The 23,164-nt window shown below is 56.0% G+C and carries 21 protein-coding genes; 8 read left to right on the plus strand and 13 right to left on the minus strand.

The features are described 5' to 3' along the window. Positions 1–126 precede the first annotated feature (126 nt). From ACNQ6O_RS10045 to ACNQ6O_RS10070, 6 genes are read left to right on the plus strand one after another with little or no spacing between them, the layout of a single operon-like run. Positions 127–1,734 carry a carboxyl transferase domain-containing protein gene (locus tag ACNQ6O_RS10045; protein WP_418053076.1) on the plus strand — a complete coding sequence of 536 codons (1,608 nt, stop codon included), beginning with the start codon at positions 127–129 and terminating at the stop codon, positions 1,732–1,734. A 12-nt stretch (positions 1,735–1,746) separates the two neighbouring features. Further along, a complete protein-coding gene (locus ACNQ6O_RS10050) occupies positions 1,747–2,553 on the plus strand; it encodes an enoyl-CoA hydratase-related protein (protein WP_418053077.1) in 807 nt (268 codons plus the stop codon). Then, the gene (locus ACNQ6O_RS10055) at positions 2,553–4,541 is read left to right on the plus strand and encodes an acetyl/propionyl/methylcrotonyl-CoA carboxylase subunit alpha (RefSeq protein WP_418053078.1); all 1,989 of its coding nucleotides are present in this window, start codon (positions 2,553–2,555) and stop codon (positions 4,539–4,541) included. Before ACNQ6O_RS10050 ends, ACNQ6O_RS10055 begins: the two co-directional genes overlap by 1 nt. Beyond that, a complete protein-coding gene (locus ACNQ6O_RS10060) occupies positions 4,541–5,449 on the plus strand; it encodes a hydroxymethylglutaryl-CoA lyase (RefSeq protein WP_418053079.1) in 909 nt (302 codons plus the stop codon). The genes ACNQ6O_RS10055 and ACNQ6O_RS10060 overlap by 1 nt, the downstream gene beginning before the upstream one ends. After that, a complete protein-coding gene (locus ACNQ6O_RS10065; protein ID WP_418053080.1) occupies positions 5,446–6,024 on the plus strand; it encodes a peroxidase-related enzyme in 579 nt (192 codons plus the stop codon). Before ACNQ6O_RS10060 ends, ACNQ6O_RS10065 begins: the two co-directional genes overlap by 4 nt. 57 nt (positions 6,025–6,081) lie before the next feature. After that, positions 6,082–7,764, plus strand: a complete 1,683-nt coding sequence (locus ACNQ6O_RS10070) for an AMP-binding protein (protein WP_418053378.1) — start codon at positions 6,082–6,084, stop codon at positions 7,762–7,764. Positions 7,765–7,820: 56 nt separating this feature from the next. Here ACNQ6O_RS10070 and ACNQ6O_RS10075 read toward each other — a convergent pair whose 3' ends face one another. After that, on the minus strand, positions 7,821–8,729 hold the full coding sequence (locus ACNQ6O_RS10075; protein WP_418053081.1) for a bestrophin family protein: 909 nt from the start codon (positions 8,727–8,729) through the stop codon (positions 7,821–7,823). Between the two features lie 167 nt (positions 8,730–8,896). Between ACNQ6O_RS10075 and ACNQ6O_RS10080 the strand changes: the two genes are divergently transcribed. Then, complete coding sequence (locus tag ACNQ6O_RS10080; protein WP_418053082.1) at positions 8,897–9,610, plus strand: SGNH/GDSL hydrolase family protein; 714 nt, start codon at positions 8,897–8,899, stop codon at positions 9,608–9,610. Between the two features lie 108 nt (positions 9,611–9,718). After that, entirely contained in the window at positions 9,719–11,026 is a 1,308-nt protein-coding gene (locus ACNQ6O_RS10085; RefSeq protein WP_418053083.1) for a short-chain fatty acid transporter, read from the plus strand. A gap of 60 nt (positions 11,027–11,086) precedes the next feature. Here ACNQ6O_RS10085 and ACNQ6O_RS10090 read toward each other — a convergent pair whose 3' ends face one another. From ACNQ6O_RS10090 to ACNQ6O_RS10145, 12 genes are all read right to left on the minus strand, one after another. Continuing rightward, positions 11,087–11,815, minus strand: a complete 729-nt coding sequence (locus ACNQ6O_RS10090; RefSeq protein WP_418053084.1) for a substrate-binding periplasmic protein — start codon at positions 11,813–11,815, stop codon at positions 11,087–11,089. A gap of 269 nt (positions 11,816–12,084) precedes the next feature. Then, a complete protein-coding gene (locus ACNQ6O_RS10095) occupies positions 12,085–13,080 on the minus strand; it encodes a branched-chain amino acid ABC transporter permease (protein ID WP_418053085.1) in 996 nt (331 codons plus the stop codon). Between the two features lie 2 nt (positions 13,081–13,082). Further along, entirely contained in the window at positions 13,083–13,970 is an 888-nt protein-coding gene (locus ACNQ6O_RS10100; RefSeq protein ID WP_418053086.1) for a branched-chain amino acid ABC transporter permease, read from the minus strand. A gap of 105 nt (positions 13,971–14,075) precedes the next feature. Then, positions 14,076–15,287: an ABC transporter substrate-binding protein gene (locus tag ACNQ6O_RS10105; RefSeq protein WP_418053087.1), complete on the minus strand. Its 1,212-nt coding sequence runs from the start codon at positions 15,285–15,287 to the stop codon at positions 14,076–14,078. A gap of 72 nt (positions 15,288–15,359) precedes the next feature. Continuing rightward, the gene (locus tag ACNQ6O_RS10110) at positions 15,360–16,082 is read right to left on the minus strand and encodes an ABC transporter ATP-binding protein (protein ID WP_418053088.1); all 723 of its coding nucleotides are present in this window, start codon (positions 16,080–16,082) and stop codon (positions 15,360–15,362) included. Next, complete coding sequence (locus ACNQ6O_RS10115; protein ID WP_418053089.1) at positions 16,079–16,885, minus strand: ABC transporter ATP-binding protein; 807 nt, start codon at positions 16,883–16,885, stop codon at positions 16,079–16,081. The genes ACNQ6O_RS10110 and ACNQ6O_RS10115 overlap by 4 nt, the downstream gene beginning before the upstream one ends. Before the next feature lie 82 nt (positions 16,886–16,967). Then, complete coding sequence (locus ACNQ6O_RS10120; RefSeq protein WP_418053090.1) at positions 16,968–17,387, minus strand: PaaI family thioesterase; 420 nt, start codon at positions 17,385–17,387, stop codon at positions 16,968–16,970. Further along, on the minus strand, positions 17,384–19,033 hold the full coding sequence (locus ACNQ6O_RS10125) for an AMP-binding protein (RefSeq protein ID WP_418053091.1): 1,650 nt from the start codon (positions 19,031–19,033) through the stop codon (positions 17,384–17,386). Before ACNQ6O_RS10125 ends, ACNQ6O_RS10120 begins: the two co-directional genes overlap by 4 nt. A 126-nt stretch (positions 19,034–19,159) precedes the next feature. Then, positions 19,160–20,047 carry a 3-hydroxyisobutyrate dehydrogenase gene (gene mmsB, locus ACNQ6O_RS10130; RefSeq protein ID WP_418053092.1) on the minus strand — a complete coding sequence of 296 codons (888 nt, stop codon included), beginning with the start codon at positions 20,045–20,047 and terminating at the stop codon, positions 19,160–19,162. Between the two features lie 40 nt (positions 20,048–20,087). Next, a complete protein-coding gene (locus ACNQ6O_RS10135; protein WP_418053093.1) occupies positions 20,088–21,170 on the minus strand; it encodes an enoyl-CoA hydratase/isomerase family protein in 1,083 nt (360 codons plus the stop codon). 11 nt (positions 21,171–21,181) lie between these two features. Further along, entirely contained in the window at positions 21,182–21,961 is a 780-nt protein-coding gene (locus ACNQ6O_RS10140) for an enoyl-CoA hydratase (protein ID WP_418053094.1), read from the minus strand. A gap of 30 nt (positions 21,962–21,991) precedes the next feature. Then, the gene (locus ACNQ6O_RS10145; protein WP_418053095.1) at positions 21,992–23,158 is read right to left on the minus strand and encodes an acyl-CoA dehydrogenase family protein; all 1,167 of its coding nucleotides are present in this window, start codon (positions 23,156–23,158) and stop codon (positions 21,992–21,994) included. Positions 23,159–23,164: the final 6 nt, after the last annotated feature.

The raw sequence follows: 23,164 nt of genomic DNA on the forward strand, positions 1-23,164 counted from the left end.
CTTCCCTTCCGGAAATTTCGAAGGCCAAGGATGGCCTGAGAGAAGCGCACATGGATGTGCTCGTAGCGGTTTCCGGAAGGGAAGCCCAGCAGGCCCGCGCCCCCAAACCTGAGGGATTGAGAAGCCATGACAGTGCTCCAAAACAAAATAAATCCAAGATCGGACGAATTCCTGGCCAACCAAGAGGCCATGCAACAAGCTGTCGCCGACCTCCGGGAAAAAGCCGAAAAAATCCACCAAGGCGGTGGCCCCACCTATCAGAAGCGCCACACCGACCGAGGCAAACTTCTGCCCCGTGAGCGCATCAACCGCTTGCTGGACGACGGCTCCCCATTCCTAGAAATCGGCCAGTTCGCCGCCTACAACGTCTACGACGAAGAAGTCCCCGCCGCGGGGGTTGTCGCCGGTATCGGCCGCGTCTCCGGCACCGAGTGCATGATCATCGCCAACGATGCCACCGTCAAAGGCGGAAGCTATTACCCGTTGACCGTCAAAAAACACCTGCGGGCGCAAGAAATCGCCATGGCCAACCGCCTGCCCTGCATCTACCTGGTAGACTCCGGTGGCGCCAACCTGCCCCGGCAGGACGAAGTCTTCCCCGACCGAGACCACTTCGGCCGCATCTTCTACAACCAGGCCAGAATGTCCGCCGACGACATTCCCCAGATCGCCGTTGTTATGGGCCTCTGTACCGCAGGCGGCGCTTACGTACCCGCCATGGCTGATGAATCCATCATCGTACGCAACCAGGGCACCATCTTCCTGGCTGGCCCACCACTGGTGAAAGCAGCCACAGGTGAAGTCGTCAGCGCCGAAGACCTCGGCGGTGCCGACGTCCACTGCAAAATCTCAGGGGTTGCCGACCACTACGCGGAAAACGATGCCCACGCACTGGAGATCGCGCGCCGCTGCGTTGCCAACCTGAACCGACGCAAGCCTGTACCAGTTGAAGTGCAAAAACCCAAAGCACCGCTCTACGACCAGAACGAAATCTACGGCATCGTCGGCACCGACCTGCGCAAACAGTTTGACGTGCGAGATGTCATCTCCCGCATCGTCGACGGCTCCGAATTTGACGAATTCAAACGCTACTACGGCTCCACCCTGGTCACCGGCTTTGCCCACATACATGGCTACCCTGTAGGCATCATCGCCAACAACGGCATTCTGTTTAGCGAATCCGCCCAGAAAGGCGCGCACTTCGTCGAACTCTGCTGCCAGCGCAACATTCCGCTGCTGTTCCTGCAAAACATCACCGGCTTTATGGTCGGGCAGAAACACGAAGCCGAAGGCATCGCCAAACACGGCGCCAAAATGGTGATGGCCGTGGCCTGTGCCAACGTACCCAAAATCACCGTACTGATCGGCGGAAGCTACGGTGCCGGTAACTACGGCATGTGTGGCCGCGCCTACAGCCCGGACTTCCTGTGGATGTGGCCCAACGCCCGCATCTCCGTCATGGGCGGCGAACAGGCCGCAGGCGTACTCGCGCAGGTTCGTCGCGAAGGCATGGAGCGTAAAGGCCAGAGCTGGAGCGCCGAAGAAGAAGCCGAATTTAAAAAGCCGATCACCGAAACCTACGAGCATCAGGGCCACCCCTACTACGCCAGTGCGCGCCTCTGGGACGACGGGGTTATCGACCCGGCCCAGACTCGTGAAGTAGTCGCTTTGAGCCTGTCTGCCACCCTCAACCGACCCGCCAAGCCAACGCGCTTTGGCGTGTTCCGCATGTAAAGGAGCGCCGACATGTCACAGCAAAACTCAGCGGTTCTGATGCACCAGCGGGATAACGGCATCTCCGAGATCGTGCTCAACCGACCGGACAAACGCAACGCATTCGACGACGTCATCATTCAGCAGCTGATTAACGCTTTTGAATACGTCCATCGGGACCCAGAAACCCAGATCGTGATCCTGCGCTCAGAAGGCAAGCACTTCTCAGCCGGCGCGGATCTCGGCTGGATGCGCCGCATGGCCGAGAACACTCGCCAAGAAAATTTGGACGACTCCCGAGAATTGGCCCGGCTGATGAACACGATCAACCACCTCTCCAAGCCGGTGATAGGCCTGGTTCAAGGTGCGGCCTTCGGCGGTGCGGTGGGGCTGGCAGCCTGTTGCGATATCGTCCTGGCGACACAATCTGCCAGCTTTTGCCTGAGCGAAGTCAAACTCGGGCTCATCCCCGCTGCCATCAGCCCTTATGTTGTTCGAGCCATTGGGGAACGGCAGGCTCGGCGTTATTTCCTGTCAGCCGAAGTCTTCAGTGCGAGGGAAGCACAACAATTCGGGCTGGTGCATATGGTTTGTGACGACGAACAGGCGCTGCAGGCGCGATGCAACGAACTATTGCAACAAATGGTCAATAACGGCCCAGAGGCCATGAAAGCCGCTAAGGATCTGGTCTTTGCCGTCAGCCACAAGCCCATCACCGCAGACCTGATCGACGATACCGCACAGCGCATCGCCGACATTCGCGTGGGCGCAGAAGGTCAGGAAGGGCTCAGCGCTTTCCTGAACAAACGAAAGGCCAGTTGGATTCCGGAGACACAATAATGTTTAACAAGATCCTGATTGCCAACCGGGGCGAAATCGCCTGCCGGATTATCCAAACCGCTCACCGTATGGGCATCCGCTGCGTGGCAGTGTATTCCGAGGCCGATGCCGACGCACGACACGTCGCCATGGCGGACGAAGCGTTTCTGATTGGCCCCGCGGCCAGCTCCGAGAGCTACCTGAAAGCCGAAAAAATCATTGAAGTCGCGAAAGAAAGCGGCGCTCAGGCGGTCCATCCCGGTTATGGATTCCTGTCCGAGAACACCGATTTCGCCGAAGCCTGCGAAGCCAATGGCATAGCCTTCATCGGCCCCCCCTCTTCGGCCATTGCAGCCATGGGTTCCAAGTCAGCCGCCAAGGCGATCATGGACAAAGCCGGAGTACCGCTGGTGCCCGGCTACCACGGCAGCGACCAAGACCCGGAACTTTTGAGAAAAGAAGCCGAGAAGTGCGGTTTCCCGTTGCTGCTTAAAGCGGTCGCCGGTGGCGGCGGTAAAGGCATGCGAGTGGTCGAAAACATGGGCGAGTTTGACGACGCTCTGGCCGCCGCCAAGCGTGAGGCAAAGAACGCCTTCGGCAACCCGGACATGCTGATTGAGCGCTACCTGACACAGCCCCGGCACGTCGAGATCCAAGTGTTCTGCGACCAGCACGGCAACGGTATCTATCTGGCAGAGCGCGACTGTTCAGTGCAGCGCAGGCACCAGAAAGTGCTGGAAGAAGCCCCCGCACCGGGGCTGAGCGAAGAGACCCGAAAGGCCATGGGTGACGCCGCTGTGCGAGCCGCCCAAGCCATCAACTACGTGGGCGCAGGCACCGTCGAGTTTCTGTACGACGTGGACGGCTCTTTCTTCTTCATGGAAATGAACACCCGCCTGCAAGTAGAGCACCCAGTCACCGAAATGGTCACCGGTCAGGACTTGGTGGAATGGCAGCTGAAAGTGGCCTGGGGTGATCCACTGCCCCTGGTTCAGGAACAAGTCAAAACCCGCGGCCACGCCATCGAGGCGCGAATCTACGCTGAAGACCCGGATCAGGACTTCCTGCCCGCTACTGGCACCCTTCGCTACCTGAGCACCCCGGCCGAATCCGCTCATGTCCGAGTCGATACCGGGGTGACCGAAGGCGACGAAATCAGCATCCATTACGACCCGATGATCGCCAAGCTGATCGTCTGGGACGAAACCCGGGATCAGGCCGTAAACCGCATGGTGCAGGCGCTGGAGCACTACCGCATTGCTGGCTTGAAAACCAACATCCGGTTCCTGCACGCAACCGTGGACAGCCAACCCTTCCGCCAAGCGGACCTGACCACCAACTTCATTGCCACTCATGAGTCGTTGCTGTTTCCAAAGCCAAAGCTGGATCTGGACAAGGCGCTGGTGCTCGCAGCCGGTTTCATCCTTGAACAACGCAAATCCGCCGAGCCGACCACGGCTGACCCTTGGTCACCGTTTGCCCGTAAAAACAGTTGGCGGATGAACTCTGAATTCGCCCAACCCCTGTCGCTACAGGTGGGTGACACCATTCATGAGCTGAAAATTCTGGAGCGGGATGATCGTTACCAGGTACTGGCGGGTGGCAGTGTTTATCACCTGAACGCCAGACTGGACGAGGATTACCTGCAAGCGGTACTCAACGGCCATCGGTTGAGCGTCCATGGCAACCTGCACAACAACGAACTGGTGCTGTTCTATGAGGGCGACACCTTCAAATGCACCGTGTATCAAGAGTCCTACGGGCTGGAAGACGTGGCTGGCGAAGGCAGTCTGGCGGCGCCCATGAACGGTGCCATTGTTGCCGTGCAAGCCAAAGTCGGTGACAAGGTAACCGCCGGCCAAAGCTTGGTGATCATGGAAGCAATGAAAATGGAGCACGCCATTAAGGCACCGGCCGATGGTGTGGTCAGCGAAATTTTCTACGCCGAAGGGGATCAGGTAGCCGAAGGCGCAGAATTGATCGCCATCGAAACGGAGGAGGCAGAGTAATGGCCTTTCCGAAACAGGTTCGGCTGGTGGAAATGAGCCCCCGGGACGGTCTTCAGAACGAACCCGGAGAGGTAATTGCCACCGACATCAAAACCGGCTTGATTGACCGTTTGGCGGATTGCGGCCTGAGCCACATCGAAGCGGCCAGTTTCGTGTCACCGAAGTGGGTTCCCCAGATGGGGGATGCAGCCGAAGTCATGGCCGGCATCACCCGCAAAGCGGGCGTTCGCTACTCTGCCCTCACCCCGAACCTGAAAGGGTTCGAAGGTGCACTGGCAGCAAAGGCGGATGAAGTCGCGGTCTTTGGTGCGGCCTCCGAGGCATTCACTCAGAAGAACATCAACTGCAGCATTGCCGAAAGCCTGGAACGATTCGCGCCTGTCGTTGAAGAAGCCCGTAAGCACGGCATTCCCGTGCGCGGCTACGTGTCTACCGTGATGGGCTGCCCGTACGAAGGAGACATCGCGCCCGAAAAGGTCGCCACCGTGGCCAAGGCGCTTTACGACATGGGCTGCCACGAGATTTCTCTGGGCGACACCATCGGTGTGGGCACGCCACTGAAAGCCAAACGTATGCTCGAAGCGGTCGCCGCTCATGTTCCGATGAACAAACTGGCCGCTCACTTTCACGACACCTACGGTCAGGCATTGGCCAACCTCTATGCCGTGCTCGAAGAAGGCGTCAGCGTCATTGATGCCTCCGTAGCAGGATTGGGCGGCTGCCCCTACGCCAAAGGTGCTTCCGGCAACGTGGCCACAGAAGACGTGCTATACCTGCTGAATGGCTTGGGCATTGCCACCGGCGTTGATCTTGAAAAACTGGTCGCCACCGGCGACTGGGTAAGCCAGCAACTGAACCGTCATAACGGTTCGAAAGTCGGTCAGGCATTAGGAGGACACTGCCAATGAACACAAATAAGAATGTGGTTGCTCTGGATCTGCCTATTCCCGAGATCAGCGATCTACCCGAAGACACCAAAAAGTACTTCGAGATCTGCCAGGAAAAGCTGGGCATGATCCCCAACGTACTGACCGCCTACAGCCAAAACTTGCCCCAATTGGAAGGCTTTACCCGCCTGTACAACGAATTGATGTTGGGTGAAGGCGAACTCTCCAAGCTGGAGCGGGAAATGGTCGCGGTAGTGGTCTCATCCGAGAACAAATGCTTTTACTGCTTGGTCGCCCACGGTGCTGCAGTGCGCGTGCTCAGTGGTGACCCGGCGCTGGGCGAGCACTTGGTCATGAACTACCGCAGCGCAAAACTCGACGCACGACAACGTGCCATGCTGGACTTCGCTGCACACCTCACCCGCTCACCGGCCACGGTCACCGAAAGCGATACCCAAGCCTTGCGAGATGCCGGGTTCAGCGATCGCGCCATTTGGGACCTGAGCAATTTGGTGGGTTTCTACAATATGTCCAATCGAGTTGCGATCGCCAGCGATATGCAGCCCAACCCTGAGTACCACAGTCAGAGCCGCTAGCAAGCGCGTGATTTGCCAGCCCTCGAATACAACAACAACGGAGGCAGAGAGATGAGCATGACTCTCCCAAGTTACACCAGCGGTATTGCCGAAAAGCCCCTACTGGGCATGACCATCGGCGACATGCTGGACCGCACCGCCCAACAATATCCGGACAACGAAGCTCTGGTGTGCCTGCATCAGGACATTCGCTGGACCTACAAAACATTCGTCGAAAAGGTGAACGAAGCAGCCCGCGCCTTCCTCGCCATTGGTGTGAAAAAAGGCGATCGGGTGGGTATCTGGTCACCCAACCGTTACGAATGGACGGTCACCCAGTTCGCCACCGCTAAAGTGGGCGCGATTCTGGTTAACATCAATCCGTCCTACGGGGTGCATGAGCTCCAGTACGCTCTGAATCTCGCTGGCATAACCACACTGGTAACCGCAGATAGTTTCAAAGCATCCAACTACCGGGAAATGCTTTACCAACTGGCCCCGGAACTGAAGCAGAGCGAACCCGGCCAACTCAACGCCGAAGACGTACCCAACCTCCGTGCCGTGATCAACGTACACGATGACAAACACGACGGCATGTGGACTTGGCAGGAATTCCTGGGCTTTGCCCACGATGTTTCTTCGGCCGATCTGGAGAAGCGCCAAAGCGAACTGCAGTTCGATGATCCCATCAATATTCAGTTCACCTCCGGCACCACCGGCAACCCGAAAGGCGCCACCCTCACCCACCACAACATTCTGAATAACGGCTACTTTGTGGGTGAAAGCCAGCGCCTGACCGACAAAGACCGGCTGGTGATCCCGGTGCCGCTGTACCACTGTTTCGGCATGGTCATGGGCAACCTTGGCTGTATTACCCACGGCAGCGCCATGATCTACCCCGGCGAAGGTTTTGACCCTAAAGCCGTCCTGCAGGCGGTGCATCAGGAAAAAGCCACCGCGCTCTACGGTGTGCCTACCATGTTCATCGCCGAGCTGGCTGAACCGGACTTCGATACCTACGACCTTTCCACTCTGCGCACCGGCATCATGGCAGGCTCCATCTGCCCGGCCGAGGTGATGAAGAAGGTCAACGGCAAGATGAACATGAAGGAAGTTCAGATTGCCTATGGCATGACAGAAACCAGCCCGGTTTCCACCCAAACCAGCTCTCTGGACCCGTTCGAGAAACAGGTCACCACCGTGGGCCGCACTCAACCCCACCTGGAGACCAAGATCGTCGACCCGGGCAACGGCAGCGTCGTGCCTAGAGGCGAAATCGGCGAGCTGTGTACCCGCGGTTACAGCGTCATGCTGAAGTACTGGAATAACGAAGAGAAAACCCGCGAAGCCATCGACGAAAACGGCTGGATGCACACCGGCGACTTGGCCACCATGGACAACGAAGGCTACGTTCAGATTGTTGGCCGCATCAAGGACATGGTGATTCGGGGCGGCGAAAACATCTACCCGAAAGAAATCGAAGAGTTCTTCTACACTCACCCCGCCATCGAGGAAGTCCAGGTCACCGGCATTCCCGATGAGAAGTACGGCGAAGAACTGATTGCCTGGGTCAAATTCAGGCCCGACGCGGAACCCGTCAGTGCCGACGACCTCCAGGCCTTCTGCAAAGGCAAGATCGCGCACTTCAAGATCCCCCGAAACTACAAGTTTGTGGATGAATTCCCGATGACTGTTACCGGGAAGATCCAGAAGTTCAAAATGCGGGAAGTTTCTATTGAGGAATTGGGGCTGAAAAAATAGGCCATCACAACCCAGATGGAAACCAAAGGCCTCCGGAATTCCCGGAGGCCTTTGTCTTATTGCAGCTGAAACTCGACCGGCTGCAACGGCTCAGGAGCTTGCTCGCCCAGTGCTTCCGCAATACTGATCTCGTGAATCCGGCAGATGGCATCCAATGGCAAATCATTCGCGTGGCGGCCGAACGGAAATTCCAGCTGTTCCGATAGCCGATCCAACCCAAAGAACGTATAAGCCACAATCGCCGTGAAGACGGGCGTAAACCAACCGGCAACACTCACCAAACCAAACGGCAGCATGTAGCAATACACATAGGCCGTGCGGTGAGCCAACAACGTATAAGCAAACGGCAAAGGCGTATGAGCAATACGTTCCGAAGCCGCCTGAATACCCGCTAATTCATGCAAGTGCCGGTCTATGGCAGCGGTGGCCACCGAATCCAGATCGCCAGCTTTATGAGCCTCAGCTAATACCTCTCCGGCTTGCTGCAGCATGAACGCTGCCGGATTAGCGGTGCGCAATGCATCGTCGACCAATGCTTTCGATAACGAAGCGGGAAGCTCCGATCGCACATCTTCTTTTCGCAACTGCCCGCGCAGCAAATGCGTATGCGCCAAGCACCTCATCATCAGTTCCCTGCGCCGCTCTTCGTTCAGGTAGATCCCGCCGGCCCGTGCCAGACTGCGGATCTCATAGACCATGTGCCCCCACTGTTTTCGGGCTTCCCACCAGCGGTCGTAAGTGGCCGTGTTACGCACACTCAAAAAGATGGACAGAGCAATGCCCATGATAGTGAACGGCAGCAGGCTGTAATCCACAATGCCATCCAGATAATGATGACGGGACACCCAGGTAACCGCGGCCGCAAATAAGCCTGTCAGCAGAATGTGTGGAAGGATGTGGGGAACCACCGATCCTTTCCATGCCAGCATCAGCCTGAGAGCACCGGGGCGATCACGTACAATCATGAAACAGATCTCCAAATATAGGCTGAGGCCATATCGATCAGACCAGAATTACACCACATCGCCGACGACAGCGGCAAAGCCTTTCGCTGGAGCCGTGGCAGCAGCTATCCCCCTCATCAAACCGTTCGCGCTATGATAAACCTTCTGATTAATGACAAGGACTCCCTATGCACGTTCCTTTCTGGCTGACCACGGCCCTGCTGTCCCCCATATTGCTGTATCAAGGCAAACGCGCCCGGCGAGTCACACCTAGATTACCCGAGGCAAGTGGCGAGACAAGCGGTCAGTACGGTGAAGGAACGCCCGAGTTTCGGTTACAAGTGATCGGTGAATCCACGGCGGCCGGAGTCGGGGTGGAAACACACAGTAACGGCTTGGCCAGTCAACTGGCCTTGCGACTTCATGAGCGAACAGGAAAAACAATTGGTTGGCAAACCTTCGGAGTGAACGGCATTCGCTTGGGCAATCTGCTGCAAACCCTGGCATCTGAAAACCTGCCAGCAGCCGATGCGGTATTGCTGAGCATGGGCGTTAACGATACCACCGGCTTTACCTCTCGAGCCCAATTCCGGCGGCACTTGAATACGCTGCATGGTGCCATCGCGCCGCTATCTCGGGCTCCGATAACCCTCCTCAGTGTTCCTCCCATGGAAAAGTTCACGGCACTGCCCTCACCGCTGCGGCACATCATGGGCTGGAGAGCACGACAACTGGACCGGATCTACCAAGAACTTGCCGAACAAGCCCCCACCGACTTCCGCTATCTGAAGTACCCCACTGTCGAAGACCCAACTTTACTCGCCAGCGATGGCTACCACCCCAGCCAACGCGGTTATCAGTTCATTGCTGAGGCGCTTTCGACGCAAGACTGGGGCCTTTAATCCCCCCTTTATTTGACCAACGCTCGCGGTATTGGCCTTTGGTCGAAAATACGCTCTCCTGAATGCTTGATACGATAATCAAGTACAAAAATAACTACGGAGAACAGCATGTTAGAGCGCGCATCAAAACCCATGGTAAGTCTGGTAGAGAAGTATCTGCCCGATCCTTACCTGTTCGTGATTATCCTCACCTTGCTCACGTTCATCTCAGCCATCGTCTTCGAGGGCCACGGCCCCATGGCGGTTGTCGAAATGTGGGGCAACAGCTTCTGGAATTTGCTGACATTTTCCATGCAGATGCTGCTGGTACTGGTCACCGGATTCATGATGGCCAGTACGCCACTCGTTCGCGGGATTCTAAACCGCATTGCCAGCCTGGCGAAAACGCCCGGACAAGCTATCGTCTTGGTGACCTTCATTGCTTTGGTAGCAAGCTGGATTAACTGGGGCTTCGGCCTCGTGGTTGGCGCACTGTTCGCAAAAGCACTGGCTCGCCAGATCCGGGTTCACTACCCACTGTTGGTTGCCAGTGCCTACTCGGGCTTCATCGTGTGGCACGGCGGCCTCGCCGGCTCAATCCCACTGACCATCGCTACAGACGGCCACTTCAGCGCAAGTGCAATCGGCATCATCGATACCAGCGAAACCATCTTCGCGTTCTTCAACCTGGCCATCGTTGTTGCACTGTTCATCGTGGTACCGCTGGTGAATCGCCTGATGCTGCCTGCAGAAAAAGACAGCATTTACGTGGACCCGAAACTACTCGACGACGAGCCCGATACTGCGGTGGTCATCAACCGCCCTGCAGACCATCTGGAGAACAGTCGGATTCTGGCGTGGCTGATTGGTTTCAGCGGCTTGGCCTTCATCTTTCAGTATTTTCTGGATAACGGCGGCCTGAACCTGAACATCGTGAACTTCATGTTCCTGTTCATCGCGATCATCCTGCACCAAACCCCAAAGCGCTTGCTGGCAAGCTTGAACGAAGGGGTTAAAGGTGGAGCGGGCATTGTTATCCAGTTCCCCTTCTATGCCGGCATCATGGGCGTGATGACCGCCTCCGGCCTGGCGGCCAGCATTTCGGCCGGATTTGTCTCCTTCGCCAGTGCTGAAAGCCTACCCTTCTGGAGCTTTATCAGTGCGGGGCTGGTGAACATCTTCGTACCATCCGGCGGCGGCCAGTGGGCAGTACAGGCACCTGTAATGCTACCGGTTGCTCAGGAGCTGGGCGTGGATATCCCACGAGTCGCCATGGCCGTAGCCTGGGGCGATGCCTGGACCAACCTGCTGCAACCCTTCTGGGCACTGCCCGTGTTGGCCATTGCAGGGCTAAAAGCCAAAGACATCATGGGCTACTGCCTCATGCTGTTGATCATTACCGGGGTCATCATCAGCATTGGTCTGACTTGGCTCTGACGTTTCTTGCCCATAAAAAAACCGGGAGCAAATAGCTCCCGTTTTTTTCTTCAAAGTGACCTAGTTGCCTGACTGAATCGAGATGGGGCGGTCCGGCGGTGGCAGTGTGGGCAACATGGCCTCCACGTCGATCTTGTGGGTCGCGAAGAAAGCTTCAGCGGCTTCAATCAGAGCCGCTTCGGTTTTTAGGATGCCAAGATAGACCGGCCATTCTGCGTCCACCAAGTCCGTGGTGTAGGTGGTTGCGTCGAAGTTCCCCTGCAGCGCCAGAAACCGGAACTCTGTTTCGTTCATCACAACGTAATCGCACCGCTTACTCAGAAACATACGAAGCATATGCTGGACGTTGTATGCGTGAAGGCGCACTAGGCCGGCCCCCATCCTTTGCTCGAGTTGATCGCTGTAGACAAACCATTTGCGTAGACAGATGCGGCCCTGAAGGTCATCAAATGAGTCTGGTTTTAGGCCAGGTTGCGCGTACACACGGTCACGCCAGGTTAACACCGGTCCGACGGCGTGCATTCGGTCCGGCGACGGCATCCATCGCGGGTTGGCGAAAACTGCGTTGGCAAGGCCTTTTTCCAAAGCCCAGGCTTGCCGTTTACGCGCCATCAAGCGAAATTCGGCGGCAATACCAGTCTCCAAGGCGAATTCGTTTATCACCTCAACGAAAATACCTTTGTTTAGGGTCTTACCGTAGTAAAACGGCAGAAAACCACCATCCGCCCCCATGATCCGAAGCGTTTGGGGCGAAACTGGAAGGGTCCAGAAAGCTATAATAATCAGCAAGCCTATCCTCATCGGGCACCCTTAAATGGCGGAGATACCCACCCCATCACAATCAGAAAACCATCATTCACCGTGTTTACTATAGTTAACAGCAAATTATACGAACGCGTTCGCACTATTCCGTTATTTAGGCAGGAGTAGATCTTTTGCGCAAGCTTAATGCGGAGTATTCCTCGTTTGGCGCGTCCTGTCGCAACAATATACGCTACCAAAACGCCCTGCCCTCACTGACACTTTACTGATGGCCAGTGACGGCAGGATAGTTCCTTTTAACCGAGATTTTTCTTCATAAACTTCTGAATCTCGCCCACTATACCGCTTCGGAAAGCCAATACGGTGAGCACGAAGATGCCGCCAAGTATCGGGTCAACCCAATCCCGAAGCGGCCCTTGCGCCAGCTGATATTCCACATTGACCACAAAGGTGGCACCGACGACCGGGCCTAATAACGTGCCCATACCGCCAACCAGTGTCATCAGAATGACTTCACCCGACATATGCCAATGGGCATCGTTCAGGGAGGCAAGCTGGAATACCACGGACTTCATAGAACCGGCCAACCCGGCCAGTGCCGCTGAGATTACAAAAGCGAGGATCTTATAGCGATCCACGTTGTAACCCAGAGATACCGCGCGCGGCTCGTTTTGCTTGATCGCTTTCAGAACCTGACCGAAGGGGCTACTGACAATCCGCTGCACCAGAAGATAACAGCCAATGAAGACCGCCAGCACGACATAGTACATGTTCATGTTGTCTTCCAGATCGAGCAGACCAAACAACTTCCCTCTCGGAATACCGTGCATACCATCTTCTCCTCCGGTGAAATCCGACTGCACGTAGAAGAAGAACACCAACTGCGCCAAAGCCAGGGTCACCATCGCGAAGTAGATACCCTGCCGGCGAATGGACAGCAACGCGAAAGCGGTGCCCATCACCGTGGCCGCCAGTGTGCCTGCAAGAATACCCATCTCGGTGGTCAGCCCGGAATAGTGGCTTAACAGATAACCGGTGGTGTATCCGCCGGTCGCCAAGAACGCCGCATGGCCGAACGACAAGAGGCCGGTGAACCCGAATAGCAGGTTGAAAGCCACCGCAAACAGGGCAAAACATAGGATCTTCATCAAAAAGACCGGATACAGAGCAAAGGGCGCGGCCAGCAACAGCAGCAACAAGACGCCGTTCACCATCATCTTCTTGCGGTCCTGGGCTTTTTGTTGCTCAACAATAACCTTATGGATGTCGGCAGGGTTAACAGAGTTATTCATGGTTATGCCTCCTTACCGAACAGGCCGTTGGGTCGGAACATCAGCACGACGACCATCACCAGAAAGATAATGGCGGACGACGCAGGCGGGTAAAAGGTTTTGGTCAGGCCTTCGATCACGCCCATCAGAATGCCCGTGATAATGGCCCCCCCAATGGACCCCATGCCGCCAATGACCACCACCGCAAACACCACAATGAGCGTGTTTGAGCCCATCACCGGGGTGACCGAGTAGATAGGTGCCGCAAGCACACCGGCAAAGGCCGCCAGCATCACCCCGAAACCGTAGGTCAGACTCACCAGCAGGGGTACGTTGATGCCGAACCCCTGCATCAATTGCGAGTCTTCCGTTCCGGCCCTGAGGTAAGCGCCCAGTTTGGTTTTTTCGATGACAAACCAGGTGCCGAAACATACGAGGAGAGCCACCACGATTACCCAAGCCCGGTAGTACGGCAGGAACATGAAGCCCAAGTTAATGCCGCCCTTGAACAGATCCGGCATGGAATAGCGTAGGCCCGATACCCCGTAAATATTGGTTAACACGCCCTGTATGATCAGCGCGACACCAAAGGTCAGCAGCAAGCTGTAGATGTGATCCTGACCGGCAATGCGCCGGAGCAGAAAATACTCGATGAGTATGCCGAATGCCCCTACCAATAGCGGAGCTAAAAACAGCGCTACCCAGTAATTGACACCCAACATGTCAAAGAGAACTACGGTAACCAAAGCACCAAGCATGTACATGGCGCCGTGGGCAAAGTTGATAATTTTCAGTAGGCCAAAGATAACTGCGAGGCCAAGGCTCAACAGCGCGTAGAACGCGCCGTTGATAACGCCGATCAATAGCTGGCCGGAAAGCACAGCAAGGGGGACGCCGAAAATCATGGTCATATTGCTTTCTCCACAAGCAGTGCAGGCGTTGTTGTTATTCTGTCAGTTAGCAGGCGATTGCCCGGCGAGGTCTGCGATGAGACTTGCCGGGCAAGGCTGGCTAATTTACATCTTTACCAGTTTGCACTTGCTCTGGGAGAGCGGACGGTAAGCTTCTTCGGCCGGAATGGTCCGCAGGATTTTGTACAGATCCCAGTCAGACTTGGACTCTGCCGGTGTTTTCACTTCCGCCAGATACATATCGTGCACCATCCGGCCGTCAACACGGATTTTGCCGTTCTTGGCAAACATGTCGTTGATGGGCGTATCCATCATCTGCTTGCGTACGGTCTGGGCGTCATCCGAACCGGCTGCTGCAACAGAATTCAGGTAATGCATCGTGCTGGAATAGATACCCGCATGCACCATCGTCGGGCGTACACCGGTTTCTTTCATAAAGCGATCAGACCATTCGCGGGTTTCTTCGTTCATGTCCCAGTACCAGCCCGTGGTCAGCTGAATACCTTGCGCCGTTTCAGCGCCCAGCGCGTGAACGTCCGTCAAGAAAAGCAGCAACGCCGCCAAAGTCTGGCCAGACTGGGTCAACCCGAATTCACTGGCGGTGGTGATCGCATTCGTGGTGTCAGAGCCTGCGTTGGCCAAGCCCACCACATCCGCGCCAGAGGCCTGAGCCTGAAGAATGAAAGATGAGAAATCCTGAGTCGGGAATGGATGGCGCACAGTACCAACCACTTCACCGCCGTTGGCTTCAACCACTTGCCGAACGTCACTCTCCAACGCATGCCCAAATGCGTAGTCAGCAGTTAGCATGTACCAGGTTTTGCCGCCTTCTTTGACCACAGCACTGGCGGTACCGTTAGCCAACGGATAGGTGTCATAAACGTAGTGGATATGGTTCGGGGTACAGTGCTCGTTGGTAATACTGGATGCCGCTGAACCTGAAATGATGCCCAGCCGGTCGTTCTCTTCCAGGATTTTGCTCACCGCAATGGAAACCGATGACGCAACCATCCCGGCCACCAAATCGACATCTTCGTTTTCAACCCAGCGCCGAACGGTGCTGGATGAAGTATCCGGGCTGTTTCGGTCGTCGGCACTGACCACTTCGATCTTGGCGCCGTTGACCTTGCCGCCAAAGTCTTTGATCGCCATTTCCAGCGCCATCAAGCCGTTCGGGCCAGCCAGATCACGGTATGTGCCGGACATGTCAGCCAGATAGCCTATCTTTACCGTGTTGTTCGAGATCTCTGCCTGGGCGCCGCCCACCATCAAAGCTGATGCAACGGCTGAAGCAAGAAGCTTTTTCATCATTGTCATTGTTATATCTCCGCTACTGTCTTGCGTTGGTTCGTTTTGTTGTTGCTTTTGTTACTTTCGATCTTTCCGGGTTCAGACTCCCAGATAGCTATCCAGCACCGACTGCTTGGCAGCGAGTTCGTTGGCGTGAATTTCTTCCACAATCTGGCCGTGTTCCATCACGTAATGCCGGTCTGCCAGCGGTGCTGCAAAATGGAAGTTTTGCTCCACCAACACGATGGTCAAGCCTTTATTCTTCAGGGCGATCAATACCTCCCCCAACTTTTCTACGATGACCGGCGCCAGCCCTTCGGTGATTTCGTCCAGCAACAGCATATTGGCACCCGTGCGCAGAATACGGGCCATCGCCAGCATCTGCTGCTCACCACCCGAAAGCTTGGTACCCTGGCTGAATCGGCGTTCGTACAGGTTTGGGAACATGGTGTAGATTTCTTCCAGGCTCAACCCGCCACTGCGGACGACCGGCGGTAGAGTCAGATTTTCCTGAACGCTGAGCGAAGCAAAGATGCCACGATGCTCAGGGCAATACCCGACACCCAACCGGGCAATGTGATGAGGCGCGCACTGCATGGTTTCTTCACCGTTGATCATGATAGAGCCGGTGCGTCGGCCCACCATGTTCATGATGGCTTTGAGGGTCGTGCTTCGGCCTGCGCCGTTACGGCCCAGCAAGGTCACCAGTTCGCCCCGGTTCACCACCATATCGATGCCGTGCAGAATGTGCGACTCGCCATAAAAGGCATGCAGCCCTGAAAGGCGCAATTGTTCGTAATCGCGATCTGAGTTCTGGCTCATTGGGCGGCCTCCAGATTGTCACCGTCGGCTCCGGCAGTGCCTCGCTCGCCACTGCCTTCGCTGCCCATATAGACCTCCCGAACCTGCGGATCGGCAGATACGGCTTGATAATCGCCTTCGGTTAATACCGCGCCTTGGGCGAGCACAGTGATCCGATCACACAACTTGCTCACCACACTGAGGTTGTGTTCTACCATCAACACGGTGCGGCCTTCCGCCGCCTTACGGACCAGCTCAACGACCCGGTCCACATCTTCAGAGCCCATACCCTGAGTGGGTTCATCCAGCAGCAGCAATTCAGGATCCATCGCCAAGGTAGTCGCCAACTCCAGAGCCCTCTTCCGGCCGTAGGCCAGCTCCACCGTCGTGGTATTGGCGTATTCCGCCAAGCCGACCGACTCCAACAATTCCATGCTGCGTTCATTGAGCTTGTTCAGAGAATTGCCACTCTTCCAAAAACTGAAGGACGTACCTTCGGCGGTTTGTAGCGCCACGCGAATATTCTCCAGTGCCGTCATGTGCGGGAATACAGCTGAGATCTGGAAGGAGCGGATGATGCCTTTTCTGGCAATGGCGGGTGATTTCAACGACGTAATGTCTTCACCCTTGTAAAGAATCTGACCGCGGGTGGGGATCAGGAATTTGGTGAGCAGGTTGAACACCGTGGTCTTGCCGGCCCCATTGGGTCCGATCAGAGCGTGGATGTCCCCCTGGCGGATCTTCAGATTGACGTCATTGACGGCAACGAAGCCCTTGAATTCCTTGATCAGGTTGCGGGTCTCGAGAACGTACGGTTCACTCATGAGCCACTCGACCTTTTTATTGTTGTATTTATGAACTAACCACAGGTTAGATTTACGTGTACGTCAACGTCAAGTATAAATATTACTTTTTGTCTGGCGGTATTGAATAAGTAATGGTGGAGTGCGCCACCGGCTCTTTCATTCCCTCTGAATAGATAAAAACGTCGCCAACCGCCATCGTCCGGCCAACCTTCAGCAACGATGCTCTAGCCCGAATAGGCACATGGGCCACCGGTTTTCGCAGGAAGTTAATATTAAGATTAGTCGTTACTGCCAAAGGCACCAGTCCAATTTGGCCAAGTAGAGCTGCGTACATGGCAACATCGGCCAGCGCCATCATGGTAGGCCCGGAAACCGTGCCGCCCGGGCGCAGATGAACCTCATCCACATCCAGCACCATTTCCGCCCAGCCATCCCCAAGATCCGCCAAAGCGCCATAAGCGGCGCCTTGGGGAAAGTGGTCCTCGAGGAAGGCGTTCAGTTCCTCGAAGCTGACTTTCATGCAGAAACCTCTTCCTGGGCCCGACTGCGCAACATGAAGCGCTGGATCTTGCCGCTTGGTGTTTTCGGCAGCTCGTCCACAAACTCAATTTCCCGTGGGAAAGCATGGGTCGAGAGACGCCGACGCACCAGCTCCTGAAGCTCGTCTTTCAAGCTTTGTTCTTCTACTGGTTCCTGGCCGGCCTTGATCACCACGTACGCCTTGATGATGGAGCCGCGCTTTTCATCCGGCTTCGCAACCACCCCGGACTCGGCCACTGCAGCATGTTCCAGCAAAGTACTTTCCACATCTGCTGGGCCAACCCGGTAGCCCGCCGTAGTGATGATGTCATCATCCCGGCCACTGAAGGAGAAACTGCCGTCGCCATGGCAAACCACCATGTCGCCGGTCAGGTAATAACCATTGGCGAACGGATCTTTTTCGCCCCAGGTATAACCGTCGAAATGGAACAACGGCGAAGATTTGGTGTCGACGGCCAGCTGGCCAATCTCGCCCGCAGCCACTTCTTCGTATTTGGTGTTCAGCGCGACCACACGGTGGCCCGGAGAGGCATAACCCATGGCACCTTCTCGCATCGGGTGCTCCATCGCATGGAAATTACAGCAGGTCATGCCGGTTTCAGTCTGACCATAGTGGTCTTTCACCGGGCAACCAAAACGACGGTCAATCCAATTCACCACCTCGGGATTCAGCGGCTCGCCAGCGCTGCTGCAGACTCGCAAACCGAGCGTCTCCCCTTCCGGCAGGACCTGATCGTTCGCTTTCAGCAAACGGTATGCGGTTGGCGCTGCCGCCAGGTTGGTGATCCGGTATTTTCGAATCATGTCGTAGGTGGATTCCGGAGTGAACGCATTCGGATTGAAGTGCGTGGCGTGCCCCATCAACAAGGGCCCGGTCACGGCATAGTAAAGACCGTAAGCCCAGCCTGGGTCGGCAACGTTCCAGAACACATCGTCTTCGCGCAAGTCGATGGCGTATTTCATGTAAACGTAGAAGGCCAACAAGGCTTTCGCGGGCACTGCAACGCCTTTGGCCTTGCCCACCGTTCCAGACGTGAACATCTGCAAGAAGGGATCACTGCCGGTGATCATCACAGGTTCGAACTGGTCTGGCTGGGCGCCCAGCACTTGTTCGAAATCCGGTACATCGTCACCGGTTGCCGCAGCATTTCGACACAACACCGGCGGGCAGCCTTTCACATCGGCCAGTTTGGGGTAATTGTCCGGATCGGTGACCACCAAGCGGGTTCCGGCTTTTTCCAGTCGATATTCGATGGCTCCAGAACCAAAGGCGGTGAACAGCGGCTGGTACACAGCCCCTAAACGCAAGGTACCGGCGATCACAATCAATAGCTCTGGCCCACGGGGCAGAAGGCCTGCCACCCGGTCACCCTTACTGATGCCGAGGGACTGTAAATAATTGGCGAAACGAGCGGAGGCCGCTTTAAGCTCAGCAAAGGTGAGCACACCATCGCCACCGTCGGTTTTCTCGTAATAGAGCGCAACCTTTTGCGGGTCTGTAGCCCACTTGTCACAAATCTCGTGGCATACGTTCAAGCCACTGTCCAAACGGCCATCCAGGACCTCTGACTCCAGTGCGGCCGCATCAAAGTTGCTGTAGACATCATTGTATTGCGGAAGGCTCATCGTCCACTCCTATTGTTGTTGTCGTCGGTTGCACATACTTCATACAGATTTAGCACGACATACATTTTACGTAAAGGTAAACTTTAGGCTAAAAGAAAAGGGCGAACCTAAGTCGCCCTTCCCTGCTTACTCTGGCTGAAACAGCCTCAGAATGCTTGAGAAGTCCAGCTCCCCGTTACCTTGCCCTGCATGCAGCTGGAACAAGTTTCGAGCCAAGGACCCCATTGGAATGGAAGCCTGATTCGTGACGGCGTTATCAAATGCTAGCCCCAAATCCTTGGCCATCAGGTTCACCAGAAAGCCACCTTCGTAGCCTCGTGACGCCGGCACCCCTTCCATCACGCCTGGCCATGGGTTGTAGACGTTTAACGCCCAGTTACCACCAGAACTTTGCTTCATCACTTCTGACAGCACAGCGGGGTCCAAGCCATTTTTGGCCCCCAGCGCCAAAGCTTCGCTGGTACCCGCCATCAGGATGGCCAACAGCATGTTGTTGCAGATCTTGGCAACCTGCCCAGCGCCGAAAGGCCCTGCGTGGAAGATATTTTTGCCCATATCTTCGAGAATCGGTTTGGCCTTCTCGAAGGTACTGGCCTCGCCACCACAGATAAACGTCAGGGTACCGACTTTCGCGCCGCCCACACCGCCGGAGACCGGCGCATCGATAAACTCCAAACCTTTAGCAGTAGCTGCCTCGGCTACGCTGCGGGCAGTTTCCGGCGCAATGGTGGAGGAGTCGATGACCAAAGTACCCGGCGGCAACGCCGACAGTAGGCCATCTTCACCCAGATAAACGGCTTCCACATGCCTTCCGGCAGGTAGCATGGTGATCACATACTCTGCCCCCTCTGCCGCGGCCCTGCCGCTCTCGGCACTGCTTGCCCCTTCAGAAACCAGCGCCTCCACAGCTGAGGCCGACAAATCGAATACAGTAACCTGGTGCCCGGCTTTAACCAGGTTGGAGGCCATCGGCGCCCCCATGTTGCCCAGGCCGATAAACGTGATCTTCGCCATAGTGCTTCTCCTTGTTATTGTTGCAATCCGCCGGGGGGTGTTACCCGGCGTTCAGGCTGAAAAATTCATCAATCCACTGACTGTCCATCTCCGCCAATGAGGCGTAGCGCCAGCGTGGCTGCATATCTTTATCAATCAACAAGGCCCGAATGCCTTCGGCAAACTCACCCTTCTTCAAACAGTTTTTAGACAGCACCAGTTCGTTATCCAGAACCTGCTTCAAACCATCCAGCTTGCTACGCTGATAGTGCCGCCAAGTCAGCGCCAGTGCCGTTGGCGAGGCTTTCGCTACGCCTTTTACGGTTTTCCCCAACCAGTCATCACGACTTCCAAGCTCCTGCAGCTGTGCGACAACCTGTTCCAGTGAGCCGGCATCGGTCACTTGCTGAATCTCATCAAAGTGCTTGCGAACCTCAGATTCCGGCAGCGCCTCAGCACTTTGTTGCTCAAACTGTTTGAGCACACCACTGACCACGTTGTGGCTATCGCCGTTTTGCCACGTGGCGGCTTTCAGATCTTCGATCACTTGCGCTTTCAGTTCGTGACTAATGAACCGATCAGCCATATCCACAAACAGCGCGTCAGCGGCGTTCATGCGCGCACCGGTCAGCCCGAGAAACAGGCCCGTTCGCATGGGCATTCGGTTCAGGAACCAACCGGCACCAATGTCCGGGTATAGGCCGATGCTGACTTCCGGCATGGCCAATTTGGAGTTCTCGGTCACCACCCGGTGAGAAGCCCCCACCATCAGGCCGATACCGCCACCCATGACGATGCCGTTACCCCAACATACGATGGGCTTTGGGAACGTATGGATCAGATAATCCAGTTCATACTCTTCGGTAAAAAACCGCTCGCCCTCACCCAGCTTGCCGGGTTCCGTCATGCTCCGGTACAGCGAGACAATGTCGCCGCCCGCGCAGAAGGATTTCTCGCCCTCCGCTTCCAGCCAAACAGCACGAACACTGGTGTCTTCGGCCCAACGTTCCAACTGCGGTTTGAGCAGTCGGATCATCTCCATAGACAAAGAATTCAAATTTCGTGGCGTATTCAGCCGGGCCACCGCAATGCACGCACCGTCGCTGGTGTTCCACTCTTCAAATACTATTGGTTGATCACTCATAACGGCTCCGGTTATTGGTTTTTCCATTCCGGCTTACGTTTCTCGAGAAACGCGTTAACGCCTTCTTTTTGATCTTCCGTGTGGAACAACTCGACGAACAACTCACGCTCCATGCGCCAGCCGTCGCTGTGGCTGCGGCCATCCCGAGCGCTCATCACCAACTGCTTGCACCGAGCAATAGAGGACGGGCTCTGTTTGCAGGCACCTTCCGCAAGCTCCAGAGCTTTCTCCAGAGACTGGCCAGAGGGCACAACCTCTTCTACCAAACCGATTTGCTGCGCTTTTGCAGCATCCACACGCTCACCGCACAGGATCATCCGCTTGGCCCAACCTTCACCGACCAACCAAGGCAGGTTCTGGGTGCCACCGGCACATGGCAACAGGCCAACGCTGGCTTCAGGCAGCGCCATCTGAGCATGCTCTTCCGCAATCCGGATGTCGCAGGACAACGCACACTCCAGGCCACCGCCCATGGCGTACCCGTTTATAGCTGCAATGGAAACACCCCGGAAGCCGGTCAAAGCGGCAAAAGCTTCACCAAAGCGCTGAGCCATTTCATTGGCTCTTGCCCGATCACCGTCTGCGAAGGTTTTCAGGTCAGCGCCGGCGGAAAAGAATTTCTCGCCCTGCCCTGTCACCACCAGCGCGAAAATGTTCTGGTCTTCATTAAGCTCTGCAACGGTCTTTTTCAGTGCGGCTAACGAATCCACCGTCCAGGTGTTGGCCGGTGGGTTAGCAATGGTCAGAATCGCAATATGGTCACGTTTTTCAAGTTGGATCAGTTCACTCATGATTGAATCCTTTTGTTATCTATTGGCCCGTCACTGAATGGCTTCAGCCACGCCATCATCCAGCAACCGGCGAGCAATGATCATGCGCATGATTTCGTTGGTGCCTTCCAGAATCTGGTGCACTCGCAAATCCCGCACGTAGCGTTCAAGGGGGTATTCCCGGATATAACCGTATCCGCCATGCAATTGCAGTGCTTCATTGGCCACGTCAAAGCAGGCATCGGTCGCAAACCGTTTCGCCATGGCACAGTGCAGCGTTGCTTCCGGGTCTTTACTGTCCAGTTTAAACGCGCCCAACCGCACCATTTGGCGCGCCGCGACGAGGTTGGTCGCCATATCCGCCAGTTTGAACTGCAATGCCTGAAACGCGGCCAGCGGCTTACCGAATTGCTGACGCTCATGCAGGTAATTACGAGCCCGAAGCAATGCGGCTTGAGCACCGCCCAGCGAACAAGTCGCAATATTCAGCCGGCCGCCGTCCAATCCCTTCATGGCGATGGCAAAACCGTCGCCTTCTTCACCTACGCGGTTGCTGGCTGGAATGCGAACGTCTTCAAGTGTGACCATTCGGGTCGGCTGACTGTGCCAGCCCATTTTTTCTTCATTCTTGCCATAGGAGACTCCCTCCGCATCAGCGGGAATCACAAAGGTGGAAATGCCTTTTGCCCCGCTATCAGCATCACCTGTGCGGGCCATCAGCACCAACACATCCGTAGCGCCGGCCCCGGAAATGAACATTTTGCTGCCGTTGACCACGTAGCTATCACCGTCGCGAACCGCTTTGGTGCGCAGGCTCGCAGCGTCCGAACCGGCACCCGGCTCAGTCAGGCAATAAGAAGCCAGCCACTCTCCGCTCGCCATCTTCGGCACAAACTTTTGTTTGAGCTCGTCATCGGCAAAGCTGGCGACCATCCAAGTGGCCATGTTGTGGATGGTGATGAACGCGGCTGTGGAAGGGCAAGCCATAGCCAGCTCTTCCACAATCACCGAGGTGTCCATCCGGGACAGACCCATGCCACCGAGGGCTTCCGGGGTATAAATCCCCATAAAGCCCATTTCGCCAGCTTGTTTCATCACCTCCACCGGGAAAGTGTGGTCCACATCCCACTGCCCCGCGTACGGGGCCATGGTTTTCTCGGCAAAGGCCCTCGCGGCCTCCCGAAACGCTAGCTGGTCTTCCGTCAGGTTGAAATCCATGACTCG

The sequence above is a fragment of the Marinobacter sp. SBS5 genome, from assembly GCF_048285575.1.
In the GTDB taxonomy this organism is placed as follows: Bacteria; Pseudomonadota; Gammaproteobacteria; order Pseudomonadales; family Oleiphilaceae; genus Marinobacter.

Coding starts and splice junctions, on each gene's coding strand:
- ACNQ6O_RS10045 (WP_418053076.1), top strand. CDS start 127: ATGACAGTGCTCCAAAACAAAATAAATCCAAGATCGGACGAATTCCTG.
- ACNQ6O_RS10050 (WP_418053077.1), top strand. CDS start 1,747: ATGTCACAGCAAAACTCAGCGGTTCTGATGCACCAGCGGGATAACGGC.
- ACNQ6O_RS10055 (WP_418053078.1), top strand. CDS start 2,553: ATGTTTAACAAGATCCTGATTGCCAACCGGGGCGAAATCGCCTGCCGG.
- ACNQ6O_RS10060 (WP_418053079.1), top strand. CDS start 4,541: ATGGCCTTTCCGAAACAGGTTCGGCTGGTGGAAATGAGCCCCCGGGAC.
- ACNQ6O_RS10065 (WP_418053080.1), top strand. CDS start 5,446: ATGAACACAAATAAGAATGTGGTTGCTCTGGATCTGCCTATTCCCGAG.
- ACNQ6O_RS10070 (WP_418053378.1), top strand. CDS start 6,082: ATGACTCTCCCAAGTTACACCAGCGGTATTGCCGAAAAGCCCCTACTG.
- ACNQ6O_RS10075 (WP_418053081.1), bottom strand. CDS start 8,729: ATGATTGTACGTGATCGCCCCGGTGCTCTCAGGCTGATGCTGGCATGG.
- ACNQ6O_RS10080 (WP_418053082.1), top strand. CDS start 8,897: ATGCACGTTCCTTTCTGGCTGACCACGGCCCTGCTGTCCCCCATATTG.
- ACNQ6O_RS10085 (WP_418053083.1), top strand. CDS start 9,719: ATGTTAGAGCGCGCATCAAAACCCATGGTAAGTCTGGTAGAGAAGTAT.
- ACNQ6O_RS10095 (WP_418053085.1), bottom strand. CDS start 13,080: ATGAATAACTCTGTTAACCCTGCCGACATCCATAAGGTTATTGTTGAG.
- ACNQ6O_RS10100 (WP_418053086.1), bottom strand. CDS start 13,970: ATGACCATGATTTTCGGCGTCCCCCTTGCTGTGCTTTCCGGCCAGCTA.
- ACNQ6O_RS10105 (WP_418053087.1), bottom strand. CDS start 15,287: ATGACAATGATGAAAAAGCTTCTTGCTTCAGCCGTTGCATCAGCTTTG.
- ACNQ6O_RS10110 (WP_418053088.1), bottom strand. CDS start 16,082: ATGAGCCAGAACTCAGATCGCGATTACGAACAATTGCGCCTTTCAGGG.
- ACNQ6O_RS10115 (WP_418053089.1), bottom strand. CDS start 16,885: ATGAGTGAACCGTACGTTCTCGAGACCCGCAACCTGATCAAGGAATTC.
- ACNQ6O_RS10120 (WP_418053090.1), bottom strand. CDS start 17,387: ATGAAAGTCAGCTTCGAGGAACTGAACGCCTTCCTCGAGGACCACTTT.
- ACNQ6O_RS10125 (WP_418053091.1), bottom strand. CDS start 19,033: ATGAGCCTTCCGCAATACAATGATGTCTACAGCAACTTTGATGCGGCC.
- mmsB (WP_418053092.1), bottom strand. CDS start 20,047: ATGGCGAAGATCACGTTTATCGGCCTGGGCAACATGGGGGCGCCGATG.
- ACNQ6O_RS10135 (WP_418053093.1), bottom strand. CDS start 21,170: ATGAGTGATCAACCAATAGTATTTGAAGAGTGGAACACCAGCGACGGT.
- ACNQ6O_RS10140 (WP_418053094.1), bottom strand. CDS start 21,961: ATGAGTGAACTGATCCAACTTGAAAAACGTGACCATATTGCGATTCTG.
- ACNQ6O_RS10145 (WP_418053095.1), bottom strand. CDS start 23,158: ATGGATTTCAACCTGACGGAAGACCAGCTAGCGTTTCGGGAGGCCGCG.